Consider the following 17,512-nt stretch of genomic DNA (forward strand, 5'->3'; position numbering starts at 1 on the left):
TATGAAGAAATATATCTACCTGCTTTGTGCAGTGCTGTTCTTTTCAAAGGTGCAGGCGCAACAATGGTTCTCCTGGAATAAAACGCTGGAGCTGCCGGTGAAGGAAGGCTTAAGTAATACCATCACCGGTGTCAGCAACGGCGCTTTAATTGTAGCAGGCGGCAGTAATTTTAATCAACCCATACAGCAGGGAGGGCAGAAGATCATTTACGATAAGATCTATGTAGCTACTGATGATAATACCATGAACTGGAGGGAAGCAGGCAGGCTGCCTTTCCCTTTAGCCAATGCAGCAGTGGTAAATACAAACAATGGTTTGCTGGTGATGGGTGGTACCAATGGTAAAAGCAATTCAGATAAAGTATTCTTACTTCGCTGGGATCCGGTATCAAACAAAGTTGAAACAGATACAGCTTTCCCACGCCTTCCTGTTCCGCTCTCTTCTTTATCAGCAGCCAGGGCAGGTAACAATATTTATATTGCCGCCGGGCAGGATGATGCAGGTCTGCCATCTCAGGGTTTCTGGAAACTGGACCTTACAAAACCTGAATGGCAGCCCCTGCCATCCTGGCCGGGAGCAGCAAGAACAGGCGCAGCAATGCTTACGCAGAGTAATGGGGAGTATGAATGCCTTTACCTGTTTGGCGGTAAAGGAACAGCAGGATATTTAAAAGATGCATTTGCTTACAATACCCACAAACAAACATGGAAAACACTGACGCCATTACCAAGGCCGGCATGGTTTAGCCCTGCTATAGGTTTAGGCCCAACGCATGTGATCTTATTCAGCGGATCTGATGGCCATGATGCAGATAAAGCAATTGAACTGAAAGATGATTATCACATGGTGAAAGAAGTGCTGGCCTATCATACCATTACAGACACCTGGATAAAACTGAACGATGTACCTGCCGGTGTAGCAGGAGCCACAGCCGTACGCTGGAAAGATCAGCTCATGCTGGTAGGAGGAGAATTGCGCCCCGGAGTTCGTACCAGCCAGATACAGGTGGCGGCATTACAAACCGCCAGGCAGAAAAGTAAGTTCGGCTGGATCGATTACAGCACACTGGTAATTTACCTGCTGGTACTGGCACTGATGAGCTATTATTTCTCCCGGAAAAAAACAGATGATTACCTGCTGGGCAGCAAAAATATCCCTTATTGGGTGGCAGGGATCAGTATCATGGCCACACAGGTGAGTGCCATTGGATTTATGAGTATACCGGCAAAGGCTTATGCTATTAACTGGGCCTATTTTGCAGGAGTATTTACCTGGTTCATTGCAGTGCCCATTGTTACCAAAGCTTACATTCCCTTCATCAGAAAGCTGAATGTAGCAAGTGCCTATCACTACCTGGAAGAACGGTTCAATTCAGGTGCAAGGCTTTTCGCCGCTTCTGTGTTTGTGTTCTACCAACTGGCACGCATGGGCCTGGTACTCTATCTTCCTTCACTGGCATTGTCCGCTGTTACGCCATTGGATATTATCACCTGTATCCTGATCATGGGGGTACTGAGTACAGTATATACCGTGGTAGGAGGTATTGAAGCCGTGATATGGATAGAAGTGGTACAGGCGGTATTATTATTCGGAGGTGCCCTGGTTTGTGCAATATTAGCCATTGTGGGGTTAAAGGGAGGCCTGTCTGATTTTTTTACACAAGGCATAGCAGATCAGAAATTCAGTCTTGGACAGGCGGAGTGGAATTTTACTTCTTCCTCGTTGATAGTGATCCTGATCGGGAATATATTCATCCGTTTAGGAAACCTCACCAGCGATCAGGCAGTAGTACAACGTTATATGACCACCCCCGATCTTAAACAGGCAAAAAGAAGTGTATGGGCAGACGTGGCAGTATCCATACCATGGGCTATTGTGATCTATGGTTTGGGAACGGCGTTGTACATCTTCTACAAACAACATCCTGAACAACTCAATCCTTCTGTTACCACAGATGGCATCCTTCCGATGTTCATTGCACAGCATGCACCTGTAGGCCTTAGCGGGCTGATCATTGCAGCCATCTTTGCTGCATCCATGGCTACGCTCGAAAGTCACATACATAGCGTGGCCACTATTTTTACCACAGATTTCTATGGCAGGTATAAAAAGGACCTTACCCAAAAGCAAACGGCAAAAGTAGCAAAGACCGCCACGGTGATCCTCGGTGTATTTGCAACGGCCCTTTCCGTGGTCCTGGTATTTATGGATGTGAATTCCATCCTCGATGTATTCCAGGAGATCACAGGTTTATTCATTGGTGCCTCCACCGGACTTTTTATGCTGGGCATCTTCACTAAAAGGGCTAATGCCACCGGTGCATTGATAGGAGCGATCAGCAGTGGTTTGATCCTGTATTGTGTTAAAACATTTACCCCGCTTAGTTTCTGGCTGTACAGCGCTATCGGTTTCCTGAGCTGCTACATCATCGGTTACCTGGCCAGTTGCGTTCTGCCGGGTAGAAGAGGTTTGCAGGGACTTACTTATTATACCATCAAAGATCATTTAAAAGAGAAATAAATATGGAACATGTTATTGCGCTGGATGCAGGGATGAACAAATACCAGCCGCTGAAAAAGATCATTTGTTACGACGACTTTGACAAAGGCCTGAACGGATGGATGGACTTGCATCCCAATTATGTCGGCAAAGATTTCAATACGCTGCGGTACAGCCATGTGGATAAAACACAATGGGGGCCGCTGATGTTGAGCAGTGCCAGTTTCAGGCTGGCAGGCACGCATGGTTCCATGGATGGTACGTACTCTTTGAAATTATCCACCCGCCAGGCTGCTAATCCTTATACAGAAGCCCCTGCGCCGGGTAGTTTATCACACGGCATAAAACGTTTGACCACACATCTTCCCAAAGGCTTGCGTCAATTTGAAATGTGGTATGCCTACACTCCTGAACAGGACCGGCAGGGACTCAGCGAACAGGCTATGCGCGCATTCGGAATATTCTTCGATATCCAGGATGATGAATACCGCTATTTCATAGGGGCCCGTTACCTCAATGCCGTGAATGGAGAAATGGTACGCCGCTGGCAGATCTTTAAAGCAAAAGAAGTAACAGATGTGGAATGGGCCTATGGCGTGGAAAACGACTGGTGTAAAATGGGTATCGATGCCATGTGGTACGGCAAACGTTATGCAGATGGTTCCACGGATGGCTTTGAATTTATCCCAGGTGGTTACCAGGACCTCTGTTACAATGAAAGTGACGACAAGATCAACTGGAGTTACCTGCGTTTGCTGATAGACACAGAAAAGAGAGAATATGTGGAATTGCAATCCGGCAGCAGGGTCTTTGATCTCAGGGGTATGAAACCTACACTTACGGCTCCTTACGCGAGAATAAAAGGTTTGTTCAATCCCAGTATGTGGGTGGAAAACGATACAGACAGGCGGGTATTCTTTTATGCAGACTCCGTTGTTATTTCAGGCGAATAATTATTAATTGATATGAGACATTTTCATGCATCTGCCGTAGAGCGCAGGAAGTATTTTAAAGGCGCAATGAGCTCTCACCCTATGGAAGCCGGATGGGCAGGAGAAGCGATCTTTTTTTTGATCATAGAAGAATTAAAGGGCAATGATACCCGTTTAAACGCATGTGTAGAAATTTCAGCGGATGGCATCAACTGGATCAAAGAAGGCGCTGTATTTCCATCCATTGATCAACCTGGTCATTACTTCTGTAAAGTATCCCATTTTGGTAACTGGTTAAGGGTGAACGGAGAAATAACCGGCCAGGACGCTGAAATAAAAGCATCTGTTCACCTACATCTGAAAGCATGATCAAAGTTCTTTTATTTGCATGGGTATCCTTAACAGCTGAACACTGGCGTGGATACCAGAAAGACTATCTGCCGGCAGAATGGCAGGTAGAAGATGGGGCACTAACATTGACAAAAAAAGGTGGTGGCTATATCGTCACCAAAGAGAAGTTCGGGGATTTTGAATTGAAACTGGAATGGAAAATATCCGAAGCCGGCAATAGCGGTGTACTCTTTCATGTATCGGAAGACTACAAAAACGTTTATGAAACCGGCCCTGAAGTACAGGTGCTGGACGATGAACGGCACCCGGATGCAAAGAAAGGAGCGGAGGGCACACATAAAGCCGGGGCTAATTATGACCTGATGCCTCCCTTAACGAATGCGGTAAAACCCGCCGGTGAATGGAACCGTTTCCGCCTGAAAGTAAAAGGCGGCCATGTACAGCATTGGCTGAATGGAAAAAAACTGCAGGATTATCAGTTGGGCAGCCCGGAATGGCAACGCCTGGTTGAGAAAAGTAAGTTTGCCGTGATGCCACAATACGGGAAATTCAAATCTGGTCATATTGCCCTGCAGGATCATGGGAACAGGGTATGGTTCAGAAATATCCGCATCCGCAGATTGTAAGGAGAAAATCGTATCTTAGATGAAAGGTCTTTCTGTCTAAACGCAGAAAGACCTTCTGTTTTAATACTATTTTATCATTCCTTCACATAGGGTATTCCTTCGTCGTTCGTTCTACCATCCTATACCCATCCAAGGCACCGCGTAATCGTTAATATACTATCAGCATCTCACTTTTAGCCAGGTCAATGGTCAGTAGTTTTCCTAACCAGTTAATGGAAACAATGCCATCATAGATCAAACCTTCTACAAAAGAAGCATTGATCCCCTCTGCTTTTACCATAGGAGCGGCTTTAGCAGCAAGGCTGCCTACTTTTGTATGGTAAATGGAACTTTTGAAGCTGGTATCTATCTCACTTTTATGCGCGATCCTTTTCACCTTAGTGGTATCGTTCACATCAATGCCCAGGGCAGGGATGTTCTTTGCATTAAAGCGGAATACATTGTTGCCCGCACCACTATCCAGCAGGAATTGAAGGGTAAGTTTATTTTCCAGCGTGAAATAAGCGAAGATGTCCAGCGATTTATCCCGGTTCCTTTCCAGTTGCAGGGGAATAATAGCTTTCGCGGCTTTTTTCCTGGCCGCAAGGCTTTTATCTGTTTCGATGATGAGCCGCTTCTGTTCGTAATCTATGGTGAAGGGCGTTTGCTGAAAGCTCATGAGGGAGATCAACCCGTCTATAGGTCCGAAATTGGCGTCGATCACAGCAACAGTAGGAGATTTAACTGTAAAGCCATCTAAAGTTAGCAGATCGGCGGTGTAAAGATCGGCATCTATTCTTTCCCCTGTAGCGCGGAAACCGGTGAAACCGCCATCCTGTTTAGGGAAATTGCGGAGTTTGTCTGCAAATTTCTTCGTTACTACATGCAGCCCGCCACCGGTATCAAACACAAAATTACCTTCCACTCCATTGATGGAAGCTTTAACAAGGATGTGGCCCCCGGGAATGATCTGTATTGGGATCACTGTCTGGGCATAAAGGGAATGGCATACTATCGTCAGCAGCAGGAGCAAGGAACGTTTCATATAGCACGGTTTAAATGATGCCGCAAAAATACAGAAGGTTGTTGGCAATATCATTCCTTATTCCGGAAGATCAGCACTATTGGCGCTCCCTGTTCCTGAGCAGTAATACAAATGCCAGCATGGGAGCAATTGCAAATGTTCCCATTAACCAGCCTGCCGCTTGCTGTGCACCAACGATCCCGCCGGGATTCAATATTCCTGTGGAATTCGCTACCAAACCAGCCAGTGCGGTACCACAGGAAGTGGCCAGCAATTGCACAATGGAAATAGAAGCAGAAGCTTTTGCTTCTTCTCCCGGCATTGCTGCTTTGAGTACCCTGGTAAGTAAATGAGACCAGCCCATTCCCACTCCTGCACCAATAGATACCAGTAACAGGCACATGCCTATGATATTAAACCCTCCGGGTAATACCACGCTCAAACCGGTTAACCCGATAAAAATGAACACTGGTCCCATCAGGATCATTTTATTGGCCTGTTTATCCATTCCTGCAAAGGCAATGGAAGCGGCAGACCAGCCCAATGCAATGAGTACGGTAAGATAACCTGCTTTGAGCGGGGAGAAATGATGGATCTCCTGCATGAAATACGGTACATAGATCTCCACTGTAGCAGCGATCGCTAAAAAAGAGATCACGAGGTAAGTGGTGCCCAGTTTCGAAGAGATCTTATAAGCCCCATGTGGTAATAAACGGTTGGAAGAATTTTTCTCACTGAACACCAATGCACCCAGCAGTATCACAGCACCTGCAACCCCCGCGATATTGGCAGCCATATGTGCTGTGATGCTTCCCACAGAAATAGAAAGTGCAGCCAAAGTGATCAGCAAAAGTTTAAATAAAGGGATCTTGTCGGGTGCTGCACCACCCGCTTCTTTCTTTGGCAGTACTTTTTCCGTTAACAGTACAATGATGAATGCAATGCCCAATAAAGTAAAGAAAGCAGAACGCCAATGCCCGAACTGTGCAAACACACCTCCGATAAACGGACCGGAAAATGCACTGACGCCCCACATGGCAGAGATGAGCGCCATGGCCCTGGGCCAGAGCTTCTCTTCAAATACAATGCTCACCATTGCATAAGAAAGCGCGAATAATAAACCACCCCCGATGCCCTGGACAAAACGGCCGATCAGTAAAATATAAATGGATGGTGCCAGCGCACAGATCAAGGCACCAACAGAAAAGGAAAAGATCGCTGTTCTGTATGCCACACGGGGCCCTTGTTTAATAAGTGTGCGGGAAGAGATCACAGAACCGATCATGGCTGCTACAATATACACCGTAGTAGCCCAGGAGTAGAAATTCAAACCACCAATGTCGCTGGTGATGGAAGGCATAATGGTGGTGGCTAAATAAACGTCTGTAGCATGCAGCATTACGCCTCCTGCCAGTGCTATTGATTTGATACCGTTGTTTCCTGTAAGTAATGCCGCCCAGCCGGTCTTTTCCTTTGTAATAAGCATGATGGGGGCAAAGGTAATAATAAACCAAATAATTTCTTGGTTTATTATTTAACGTTTTGAACACATACATTACTGTAAATAAAACGTAGCTTACAGATATACAATTTTGTGAATTTCGTATAACATATTAACAACATGAATGACAACAATAAAAAACATGCCATCGTCCGCTTTGCACCAAAGGGGAATGACAGTTTTTTCGAAATGGTGAAAGCGAAAGTGGATGATTATTTCACTGCCAATAAATTATCGCGTTATGCCACTAAAGGCATGTGGGTGAAAACAGTGGTGATGATACTGATCTATGTGGCACCTTATGTGCTGATGGTTACCGGTGTTGGTGCATCCAGTAACTGGCTTTATCTTGGCTTCTGGGCACTGATGGGCCTGGGGGTTGTAGGTATTGGTACCTCTGTAATGCACGATGCCAATCACGGTACCTATTCTGCTAAAAAGAATGTAAACTCCACAATGGCTTATATATTGGAAATGATCGGCGGGTATAGTGTTACCTGGAAGATCCAGCACAATATATTACACCATACTTACACCAATGTATCGGGCCTGGACGAAGATATTGATACCACCGCGCTGCTGCGTTTCTCTCCGAATCATAAGCTGCGCTGGTTCCATCGTTTTCAGTTCCTCTATGCCTGGTGCCTCTATGCAGTAATGACCTTGTTCTGGATGACGGTGAAGGAATACCGTCAGCTGGTACGTTACAACCAGTTCTCCCTGCTCAAGAAAGCCAAGACCACGCTGCCAAAGGCCATCACCCATCTTACTTTGTATAAACTGTTCTATTACGGTTATATCATTGCATTACCCTTATTGTTCTCCGGAGTTTCCTGGTGGATGGTATTGGTAGGTTTTGCCGTAATGCATGTGATAGCAGGTGTTGCGCTGGCCTGTATATTCCAGCTGGCCCACGTGATGGAAACATCTTCTTATGCTGAGCCGGTAATGGATGAAGGTGGTGAACAAAGGATGGAAGAGAACTGGGCTGTGCATCAGTTACTCAACACATCTAACTATGCACCCCGTAATAAATGGCTTTCCTGGTTTATAGGTGGATTGAACTATCAGATAGAACACCATCTGTTCCCGGGCATCTGCCATGTGCATTACCCTAAATTGTCCCCGATCATTCATAGTTCTGCGCAGGCCTTTGGTTTGCCTTATAATGTACAACCTACTTTCCTGCATGCCCTTTGGGACCATGCCCGGATGTTACATATTTTGGGACGAAAACCCAGGACATAAAAAAAGGGCGGTAAGAATACCGCCCTCATAAATTTTTAACCATATCCTATGAAAAACCTTAACAAAGATAGGCAGAGAACTTTCCCTCCAATACTTCATTTTGCCAACGCACAGTTTTATCTGGTGAACGTAGCGTTTTTACTGTTGTTAACCTGAACTTAACAGTTATTAAAATCTTCCGTTTTGCGGAAGTGGTTGATTACTAATCTTTTTGGCCTGAATTGTCATAAAATGCTAACTTGCCATTTATGACAACAAAATTTGAAGCCTCCGCATCTTTTGCACAAAGCATGGATGTGCTTGATCCTCTGCATGTTCTAAAGTCCCGTTTCCACTTCCCGCAACACCAGGGAAAGAACAGCATCTACTTCTGCGGCAATTCCCTCGGCTTACAACCAAAGAGCGTTACTGCGGCTATACAACAGGAGTTATCTGACTGGCAGGAAATGGCGGTAGAAGGTTATTTCCGTGCAAAGAATCCCTGGTTATACTACCAGTACAATTTTGGGAAAGGATTATCCGCTATGATGGGTTGCAGTGAAGAAGAAGTAACGGTGATGAATACGCTTACCGTCAACCTTCACCTCATCCTGCAAAGCTTTTACCGCCCCGCGAAGGAGCGTTTTAAGATCATCATGGAAGCAGGTGCTTTCCCCTCTGATCAATATGCCATAGAAACCGCCGTAAAGCTTCATGGCTTTGATCCGGAAACCGCTATTGTGGAAGTACATCCCTTGGCCGGTGAAAAGTTATTACGCACGGAAGTGATCCTGCAAACCATACAGGACCATAAGGATACACTGGCCCTGGTACTCATGGGGGGTATCAATTACTACACAGGGCAATTCTATGATATACCCGCTATTACCGCAGCAGCGCATAAAGCAGGTGCTTATGCAGGTTGGGACCTTGCACATGTGGCGGGCAATATTCCTTTGCAGTTGCATAACTGGGCTGTGGATTTTGCCGTTTGGTGTTCCTATAAATACCTGAACGGAGGCCCCGGTGCAGCAGGTGGCCTGTATGTACACGAACGTTTTGGGAATGATCCTGCTTTTCCGCGTTTAGGGGGCTGGTGGGGAAACGATGAGAAAACAAGGTTCAAAATGGAAAAGGGTTTTGTTCCCCGGAAAGGAGCCGCAGGGTGGCAGATCAGTACAGCACAGGTGTTTAACATGGTAGCCCTTAAAGCATCTATGGAAATATTTGAGGAAGCAGGCATACATGCATTACGTGAAAAGAGCCTGCAACTCACGGCTTACCTGGAACACCTGATCCGCCGGTCACCATTACCATGTGAGATCATCACGCCGGAAGATCCAACGCAGAGAGGCGCACAGCTTTCTTTATTCTTCCCCGAAAATGGAAAAGCCATTCACGCGCAAATGATGGAAACAGGTATTATCTGTGATTATCGCGAGCCAGGTGTGATCAGGCTGGCACCTGCACCTTTGTATTGTTCTTATACTGATGTGTTCAGGTTCTACGAAGTACTTACTTCCCGGTAGTGTACCCCACTTTGTAATTTGCCTTTTTTGTTTAAATTGAAAGATGAAAATAAATACCTGGCTGGCCCTGGGCGATTCTTATACCATTGGCGAAGGCGTTCCTTTACACGAAAATTTTCCTTACCAGGCACTGCAATTACTGCGCAATCGTGGCTTATTATTCCATGCACCGGAGATCATTGCCAAAACCGGCTGGACGAGCGATGAACTCATCGCACATATGCAGCAGGTACGCCTGCAGCAGGAGTATGACAGGGTAAGCATCCTGATCGGTGTAAATAATCAATACCGCGGCATGGATGTAAAGGATTTTGAAACTACGCTGGAATGGCTGGCCGCAAAAGCATTGCAGTTCACAAATGGTCATGCGGAAAGGGTAGTAGTGATCAGTATTCCGGACTGGGGTGTTACACCTTTTGCGCAGGACCGGGATGCCAGTGCCATTCATGATGCCATTGACCGGTTCAATGCCGTTAATCAAAAGCTCAGCAGGGAAAAAGGATTCCATTACATAGATATTACAACGGACTACCGGAGCACCGGCATGCTGCAGGAAAGTGTGGTGGAAGATATGCTGCATCCATCAGGGAAAGTTTATAAAGAATGGGCGCAAAAGGTGGCGGAAGTTTTTTATATTGAAAAATGAAACACGTTATGATCTCGTGCTGCTTCCTTGTCTTGGGCAGCACATTCTCCTATGCACAGAACAGGTCTCAATGGGTATATCCCGATAACAAAGGCCGGCTGGTTTATAAAACCACAGCCGCCGGGGACCGTATCATGGACTTCTCTTATGCAGGATACAAAGGTGGTGGCGTAGCCTTGCCTGATGTACCTGTTAAGAAAAAAGTAGCACCATCCGGTAGCGCAGATGATACACAACTGATCCAATCCGCCATCGACGAAGTGTCTGCTTTGCCTCTACAGCAGGGCTTCCGGGGAACCGTATTACTGGAGCCCGGTACTTTTACCTGCACCGGTCCGCTTATTATAAATGCTACAGGTGTTGTATTGCGTGGCAGTGGAAGCGGTAAGAATGGAACTACTATTAAGATGACGGGACCCAAACATGCAGCTGTTTTAATTGGAACGGCAGGAAAACAAGCTGCTGGTTCCAAAAGCATGCCTGTAACAGATACTTACCTTCCCGCAGGCAGCTCTTCTTTCAAAGTAGCAGATGCTGCTGCTTTTTCAAAGGGAGACCAGGTCCTTGTAAAGAAACCTGTCACAGAAGAATGGATCCACCAGATGGAAATGGATAATTTAAAGCGCGACGGTAAACCACAAACATGGATAAGTAAGAATTCCTTCTTAGTAATGGAGCGGAAGATCACGTCTGTTTCCGGCAATACTATCACTATAGATATACCGCTGGCAGATGGTGGAAAGGGTATTGTAATCAGCCATGCCGGGGCTTCCGAACGTATCACGGATGTGGGCGTGGAACAATTGCACATACAATGCCCGCCATTGGAAATTGATTACGGGCATGCACCGTATTCCGGTATTAAGATCAATGCAGATGATTGCTGGGTGAAGGATGTATACTGCGAAGAAACCATGAACACTACTACGCTGGCAGGTAACCGTATCACCATGCAGCAGGTGGTGGTAACACATACTTACACCAACCTGGGTGCATCCAAACCAACGGATTTCAGCCTGGAAGGCAGCCAGAACCTGATAGACCGCTGTGAAGTAACAGGTGGCAATACTTACTTCGTTTGGACGGCTGGTTTGAGAGCTGGCCCCAATGTTATATTGAACAGTACTTTCCGTGGCCATGGGAGCCGCATTCAACCACATATGCGTTGGTCAACCGGTTTGCTGGTAGATAATTGTACCGTAGCAGATGGAGGTATTGATTTTATGAATCGTGGTGTAGCCGGTTCTGGTCACGGTTGGACGATGGGTTGGGCTGTAGCCTGGAACTGTATAGCTAAAACATATGTAATTCAAAACCCTCCCGGTGCTGCGAACTGGGCTATCGGATGTATCGGTACAAGATATCAGACAGCCCGTTTGTTTGACAGTAGCCCCGTATTACCGGATGGTAATTTTGACTCCCATGATAAACCGGTATTCCCGCAAAGCCTCTATCTCGCGCAGTTAGCGGAACGCCTGGGTAATAAAGCGTTGCAGCATATCGGGTATAAAGAGAATGGCGGATTCCGCAATAAGCAGGTGGCGCCGCTGCCTCCTTTGAAAGTAGAAACAGATCCCGTATACGGTATCAATAAAGCGTTACATCGCCCCATCAATACAAGTGGTGGTACCCGTGGTGAAAATACCCTTGATGCTGATCCCGCAACTTACTGGACTACAGATGAAGGGAAAACAAGCGGTACGCTGGAAATTGATATGGAAAACCCTGTAGCGCTCAGTGCCGTTGCTATCAGCGAAGTATTGGGGAACAGGGTAACTGCATACAAAGTAGAAGGGCAGGTGAATAGTGATTGGAAGTTATTGGCAGAAGGCACCACTATCGGTAACCGTAAAACAGCTGAATTCCCGAAAGAAACCATCTGGAAAGTAAGGGTAACCATCATCAGTGCAACAGACCGGCCTGCTATCAGTGAGGTGGGATTGTACCTGAAATAGGAAGCGTAATAAGATGTTTATACAAACCGGGCCGGCGCAGGCTGGTGGTTTGTTAAATAATCAAGCCGGCCAGAACACTGGCCGGCTTTGATTATTTATATAACAAAGGTTCCTATCGCATTTTGTAGCCGGGAAAAATACTATTGCTCCAAAAACGCCTTCAGGTTTGTACCAATGATCTCCGTCCAACCCTGTGCAAAACTTTCTCTTCTGAAATTCTTGTTGTCTTGCGGGAAAGTATCCAGCCCTGCATGCGTCAGTTGCAACCTGGTTTTATCCCCTTCCGGGAAAAGTTCCCAGGTAACAAAGGAATTGCCGGGATATTTTCCGTACCGCCAGGTGTAAGTCAGTTTTTTACCCGGGATCACCTCTGTTACTTTGCAAAGGTGCTGGTATTGCTCACCGCCTTCTTCTCCTCCATAAAACTCAAACTCATAGCCAACTTCAGGTTTAAAACCCGGCAGGTCGAAATACCATGATTTCATCTTGGCAGGATCTGTTATCGCTTGCCATACTTTATCGGCAGGAGCATTGTAGATCCTTTCGATTACAAATGGAGATACCGTCATATGAATTGATTTTTACATTAATTGGTAACCTTATGGTTACAAATATAAGAAACCTTTTGGTTACACAAAATAAAAATGGTGATCCCCATAGAAGGGAACCACCACTTACGGTTGCTCAAATTTCGTGCTAAGAAGCTGTAATTACATTCGCCAGGATCTGTACCACACCTGGTTCATTCACCGTCACTTTCAGTGAAAGCAGTTTGTTAAAGGTGAGCGGATAGGGGAATCCGATGGTCACTGTTTCCAGTGCTGCACCACTGCGGAATACGGAAATTCCATAGCTGTTAGCGGAAGTAAGGCCCTGGTTGAACAATGCCGCGACAGAGATGTTCACCACATTTTGTCCGTCAATATCCAGGATAATAAAGGTGAGATCGGAATTACCGCCCTGTTTGGTGATCTCTGCGGAAAGAAAGAGCCCTGGCCCTTTTACTTTTACCAGTTCTTTGGTGGAATTAACTGCTACATTGTTCACTAAGCCCTGGTTACGTACGGGGTTTACCACTGCTCCGATGAGTGAGGATGCCATAAAACTTGCTTTTTGGGGTGAGGTAGATAATTTTTATGGCACTAAGGTCGTTTTTTTATAGGATCCGGAAACAGCGCATTAATACTGGAAAAAACAGGTATATATACCCGTTTAATTTTAATTTCTTATGTTTGTAATATGTCAGGCATTATTTCACATATCTCTAAGGTATCCATCAGGCGCTTTGCACCTGTTGCAGAGTCCCTGAGCGCCTGTGTCAGCAAACAATTCCGTACCTTCTGTAATAAACTCTATTACATCTCAAACTTTAAGGACTTCAATACCCTGACCCTGGCCTGCTAGACAGGAACAGGGGCCCCCTTCTACCTTTATTTCACACGTTTAATTGAATTGCAATGACCAGGAATCCTGTAACAAAGATTTCGGTCAGAGGCATGATCTTATTCATTCTTGTAATTGCTAATGCGCTTGTGCTCAAAACTGCGCTGATTACAGGAAATGAGTGGTGGTACCTGGCATTGGTGATAACCATACCCTTACTGCTGATCCTCCTCTGGCTTATTAGAAAACCATAAATTAAGTATTATGCAAAAAGTAAAACATCAGCTGGTGTTCAGAGAGGATGATTATGAAATGTTAACAGCCTGTCTGAACGATGCACAGCGCGAAAGCGCATTTGGCGCGCATGTAATGGCAACACTGAAAGCAGATTTCAAAAGAGGAATACGGGTAAGCCGGGATGAATTTCCTGCTGATGTGGTACGCCTTAATTCACGCGTGAAATTAAAAGAAGCAGGCAATAATAAAGTGATGGAACTGGTGCTGGTAATGCCGGACGAAGCAGACATCAAACAAAGGAAGATCTCCGTAATGGCCCCTGTAGGCGTGGCCCTGATAGGGTTCCGGGAAGGGCAGGAGGTTATGTGGCAGGTGCCCTCCGGGCAGAAAACTTTCACGATCGTAGAAGTGGAAAACCAGGATTAAAGAAAGGGACGTCTCAAAAGTAATTTGATGGGCTTGAGAATTGCATAAACGAAAATTCTCTCCATCAAATTACTTTTGAGACAGTCCCTTCTTTTTAATTTGATCTCCTGTAACCTAAATAAAAGAATAAAGGAAACACCAGCAACGTAAGCACTGTGGCCGTGATCAATCCGCCGATCACTACAATGGCCAGTGGTTTGGATGTTTCAGAACCAATGCCATTGGACAATGCGGCCGGTAATAGACCAATCGCTGCCATCAGGGCCGTCATCACCACAGGCCGCACCCTTGTTCTCAAACCTCCTTTGATAGCCTGTTCCAAAGGATTAGGCTGTTTCTTTAATTGCTGCAGGTTCTTTTTGAACACACTGATCAGGATCACCCCGTTCTGTATACAGATCCCGAACAGGGCAATAAAACCGATCCCCGCGCTGATACTAAAATTAGTACCGGTGATCAGCAGGGCAGCAATACCGCCTACAATCGCAAAGGGCACATTTAATAATACCATACCTGCATCTTTTACATTCCCGAACATAATAAAGAGGATCAGGAAAATGATCAGCAGGCTGACAGGAACTACTTCTGCCAGGCGTTTGGTGGCCCGCTGCTGATTTTCAAAATCACCTGCCCATTCCATTTCATAGCCTTTATCCAGGTGAACGGCTGCATTTACTTTTTCCTGCGCTTCCGCTATGGTGCTTCCCATATCTCTGCCGCGTATGGAGAATTTTACAGCAGTGAAACGTTGATTATCGTCCCGGAATACAATACTCGGGCCGGTGGATGTAGTGATCTTTGCAATGTCCTTGATGGGTACCTTGGTACCATGAATGGAGGGAACAAGCAAACTGCTGAATGATTCAGCATTATTCCTGTATTTTTCAAGGTAACGCAGCCGCAACTGGAATTTCTTTTCTCCCTCATAGATCTGTGAGATAGCTTTCCCGCCGATGGCCATTTCAATGGTGGCATTTGCATCTGCGGTGGTAACACCATAGAGGGCCAGCTTATTTTCATCCAGTTCTATGCGCAATTCCGGCTGCCCTATGTTACGGATCACCCCCAGGTCTTCCACACCGGGAATATCCTTCATCACATCATAGATCTCATTGGCCCGGCTTTCTGTATAAGTAAGACTGTCCCCATACACCTTCACACACAAAGAGCCTTTTACACCGGATACGGCTTCTTCCACATTATCCATAATCGGTTGGGAGAAGTTGAGATTTACACCCGGCGAAACACTGAGCCGTTCCTGCATCTGCGCAATCAGTTCTTCTTTGGAAAGGCCGCTTTTCCATTCTTTCTTCGGATAGATGTCCACATGGAATTCAATGTTATAGAATCCGGTAGCATCCGTACCATCATTAGGCCGGCCGGTCTGGGACATTACCTGTTTCACTTCCGGAAATTCACGAAGGGTGCGGCGCATTTTATTGGCAAGGTCCCGGGATTCTTCCAGGGATATGCTCAGCGGGCAGGTAGCCCTGATGTATATGGCCCCTTCATCTAATTCCGGCAGGAATTCACTCCCCAGGAACTTAAAGGAAAACATCCCCACGGCTACTATCCCTGCAGAAACCAGGAGTGTGATCCCTTTTCTCCGGTAAGTAACGGAGAAAAGTTTCATGACGCCGTTGGTTAATCCTTCCACGATAGGATTATGTCTTTCCCGCACATTCTTCCGCAGCAGCAAACTACTCAGCAAGGGCACCAGCGTTAAGGTAAGGATGAGTGCGCCGAGTAAAGCGAAACCTAATGTCCATGCAAGTGGCGAGAACATTTTACCCTCTACTTTTTCAAAGGAGAAGATGGGCAGTAATGCCGCGATGATGATGAGCTTGGAAAAGAACACAGCCTTTCCCAGTTCTCCGCCGGTATTTTTAATGATCCCGAGTTTAGACATCTTGTTGAACCTTTCCATACCATGTTTCTTCGCCGAGTGGTCCAGTAGTACAAAGATGCCTTCCACCATCACCACCGCCCCGTCTATGATGATCCCAAAATCTATCGCCCCCATCGACAGTAAGTTGGCGGACATGCCTTTGAGTGTAAGACAAATAAAAGCGAACAGCAGGGCCAGTGGTATCACTACTGCCACGATCACTGTTGTACGCCAGTCTGCCATAAAGATGAATACGATCACGGTCACAAAAATGATCCCCTCCAGCATATTATGCAGTACGGTATGTGTGGCAAAATCAATGAGATTATTGCGATTGTAGAAGGTATCTATCTTTACATCGGCAGGTAGTACTTTTTCATTGAGTTGATCTATTTTATCCTGTACCCGTTTAATTACCTCGCTGGGATTTTCTCCTTTACGCATTACAATAATACCTTCCACCACATCGTTCTGCATATCCCTGCCTACCTGGCCCAGCCGCGGTAATGCAGAGATGTCCACATCCGCAATGTCCTTTACAAGTATAGGTGTGCTGTTGATATGCGTGACGATGATATTGCCTATTTCCTCTGTATTATTCAATAAGCCAATGCCCCTTACCACGTAAGCCTGCGAATTATCTACGATCACATCTCCTCCCACATTGATATTGCTTTTGGACACTGCTTCGTAAACATCCAGTGGTGTAATATCATAAGAAGCCAGTTTATGCGGGTTCACTTTGATCTCATACGTTTTTACCTCCCCTCCGAAACTTACCACATCTCCCACACCCGGCACCCCCAGAAGCCTTCTTTGCACTACCCAGTCCTGCAGAGTTTTAAGTTCCTGTACGGTTTTGGTTTTACTGCTCAGGGTGTAGCGGAATATTTCGCCAGTAGGGCCGGTAGGAGGCTGTACATCGGGGTCTGCGCCGGAGGGAAGGTCTACATCACGCAGGAGGTTGTTCACCTGTTGCCTGGCAAAATAATCTTCCACTTTATCTTCAAAGATCACCTTGATCACAGAGAGCCCGAATACGGTAGTAGACCTCACCGCCGTTTTTTTCTGCACCGGGTTCATGGCAATCTCAATAGGTGCCGTCACAAATTTCTCTACCTCTTCCGCACTTCTGCCGGGCCATTGTGTGATGATAGTGATCTGTGTATTGGTAACATCCGGAAAAGCCTCAATGGGTATATTCTTATAGGCGATGGCACCCCATACGATCAGTATAAAGGTTGCCAGGAAGATGAATAATTTATTCTTAAGCGAAAAAGCGATGATCGCTTTGATGGTTTTTGTCAT

Annotated in this window: 15 protein-coding genes; 10 read left to right on the top strand and 5 right to left on the bottom strand. The window is 46.0% G+C overall.

Annotation, left to right across the window (positions count from 1 at the left end; all coding sequences use genetic code 11):
• Position 1 precedes the first annotated feature (1 nt).
• From BUR42_RS04510 to BUR42_RS04525, 4 genes are read left to right on the top strand one after another with little or no spacing between them, the layout of a single operon-like run.
• Positions 2-2,521: a sodium:solute symporter family transporter gene (locus BUR42_RS04510; RefSeq protein ID WP_074238090.1), complete on the top strand. Its 2,520-nt coding sequence runs from the start codon at positions 2-4 to the stop codon at positions 2,519-2,521.
• A gap of 2 nt (positions 2,522-2,523) precedes the next feature.
• On the top strand, positions 2,524-3,453 hold the full coding sequence (locus BUR42_RS04515) for a DUF6772 family protein (RefSeq protein WP_234979608.1): 930 nt from the start codon (positions 2,524-2,526) through the stop codon (positions 3,451-3,453).
• A 12-nt stretch (positions 3,454-3,465) separates the two neighbouring features.
• Positions 3,466-3,801, top strand: a complete 336-nt coding sequence (locus tag BUR42_RS04520) for a hypothetical protein (RefSeq protein WP_143197333.1) — start codon at positions 3,466-3,468, stop codon at positions 3,799-3,801.
• Positions 3,798-4,409 carry a 3-keto-disaccharide hydrolase gene (locus BUR42_RS04525; protein WP_074238092.1) on the top strand — a complete coding sequence of 204 codons (612 nt, stop codon included), beginning with the start codon at positions 3,798-3,800 and terminating at the stop codon, positions 4,407-4,409. The genes BUR42_RS04520 and BUR42_RS04525 overlap by 4 nt, the downstream gene beginning before the upstream one ends.
• Before the next feature lie 148 nt (positions 4,410-4,557).
• Here the strand turns inward: BUR42_RS04525 and BUR42_RS04530 are convergent, their stop codons facing one another.
• Complete coding sequence (locus BUR42_RS04530) at positions 4,558-5,433, bottom strand: retropepsin-like aspartic protease (protein ID WP_074238093.1); 876 nt, start codon at positions 5,431-5,433, stop codon at positions 4,558-4,560.
• A gap of 76 nt (positions 5,434-5,509) precedes the next feature.
• Positions 5,510-6,898, bottom strand: coding sequence for an MFS transporter (locus BUR42_RS04535; RefSeq protein WP_074238094.1), 1,389 nt, complete (start codon positions 6,896-6,898; stop codon positions 5,510-5,512).
• A gap of 135 nt (positions 6,899-7,033) precedes the next feature.
• On the opposite strand from BUR42_RS04535, the gene BUR42_RS04540 reads away from it, so the two are divergent.
• From BUR42_RS04540 to BUR42_RS04555, 4 genes are all read left to right on the top strand, one after another.
• A complete protein-coding gene (locus BUR42_RS04540; protein WP_074238095.1) occupies positions 7,034-8,161 on the top strand; it encodes a fatty acid desaturase family protein in 1,128 nt (375 codons plus the stop codon).
• A 248-nt stretch (positions 8,162-8,409) separates the two neighbouring features.
• On the top strand, positions 8,410-9,669 hold the full coding sequence (gene kynU, locus BUR42_RS04545; protein ID WP_074238096.1) for a kynureninase: 1,260 nt from the start codon (positions 8,410-8,412) through the stop codon (positions 9,667-9,669).
• 43 nt (positions 9,670-9,712) lie between these two features.
• Positions 9,713-10,315: an SGNH/GDSL hydrolase family protein gene (locus BUR42_RS04550; protein WP_074238097.1), complete on the top strand. Its 603-nt coding sequence runs from the start codon at positions 9,713-9,715 to the stop codon at positions 10,313-10,315.
• A gap of 8 nt (positions 10,316-10,323) precedes the next feature.
• Positions 10,324-12,270 (top strand): discoidin domain-containing protein, encoded by a 1,947-nt coding sequence (locus BUR42_RS04555; RefSeq protein ID WP_159442214.1) that lies wholly within the window; start codon positions 10,324-10,326, stop codon positions 12,268-12,270.
• A 140-nt stretch (positions 12,271-12,410) separates the two neighbouring features.
• On the opposite strand, the gene BUR42_RS04560 is transcribed toward BUR42_RS04555, so the two are convergent.
• Positions 12,411-12,839: an SRPBCC family protein gene (locus BUR42_RS04560; protein ID WP_074238099.1), complete on the bottom strand. Its 429-nt coding sequence runs from the start codon at positions 12,837-12,839 to the stop codon at positions 12,411-12,413.
• 127 nt (positions 12,840-12,966) lie between these two features.
• Positions 12,967-13,371 carry a hypothetical protein gene (locus BUR42_RS04565; protein WP_074238100.1) on the bottom strand — a complete coding sequence of 135 codons (405 nt, stop codon included), beginning with the start codon at positions 13,369-13,371 and terminating at the stop codon, positions 12,967-12,969.
• Positions 13,372-13,509: 138 nt separating this feature from the next.
• Here BUR42_RS04565 and BUR42_RS29725 point away from each other — a divergent pair, with 138 nt between their 5' ends.
• Complete coding sequence (locus BUR42_RS29725; protein WP_159442215.1) at positions 13,510-13,674, top strand: hypothetical protein; 165 nt, start codon at positions 13,510-13,512, stop codon at positions 13,672-13,674.
• A gap of 243 nt (positions 13,675-13,917) precedes the next feature.
• Entirely contained in the window at positions 13,918-14,316 is a 399-nt protein-coding gene (locus BUR42_RS04575; protein WP_074238102.1) for a GreA/GreB family elongation factor, read from the top strand.
• A 94-nt stretch (positions 14,317-14,410) separates the two neighbouring features.
• Here BUR42_RS04575 and BUR42_RS04580 read toward each other — a convergent pair whose 3' ends face one another.
• Positions 14,411-17,512, bottom strand: coding sequence for an efflux RND transporter permease subunit (locus BUR42_RS04580; RefSeq protein ID WP_074238103.1), 3,102 nt, complete (start codon positions 17,510-17,512; stop codon positions 14,411-14,413).

The sequence above is a fragment of the Chitinophaga niabensis genome (genome assembly GCF_900129465.1).
Classification (GTDB): domain Bacteria; phylum Bacteroidota; class Bacteroidia; order Chitinophagales; family Chitinophagaceae; genus Chitinophaga; species Chitinophaga niabensis.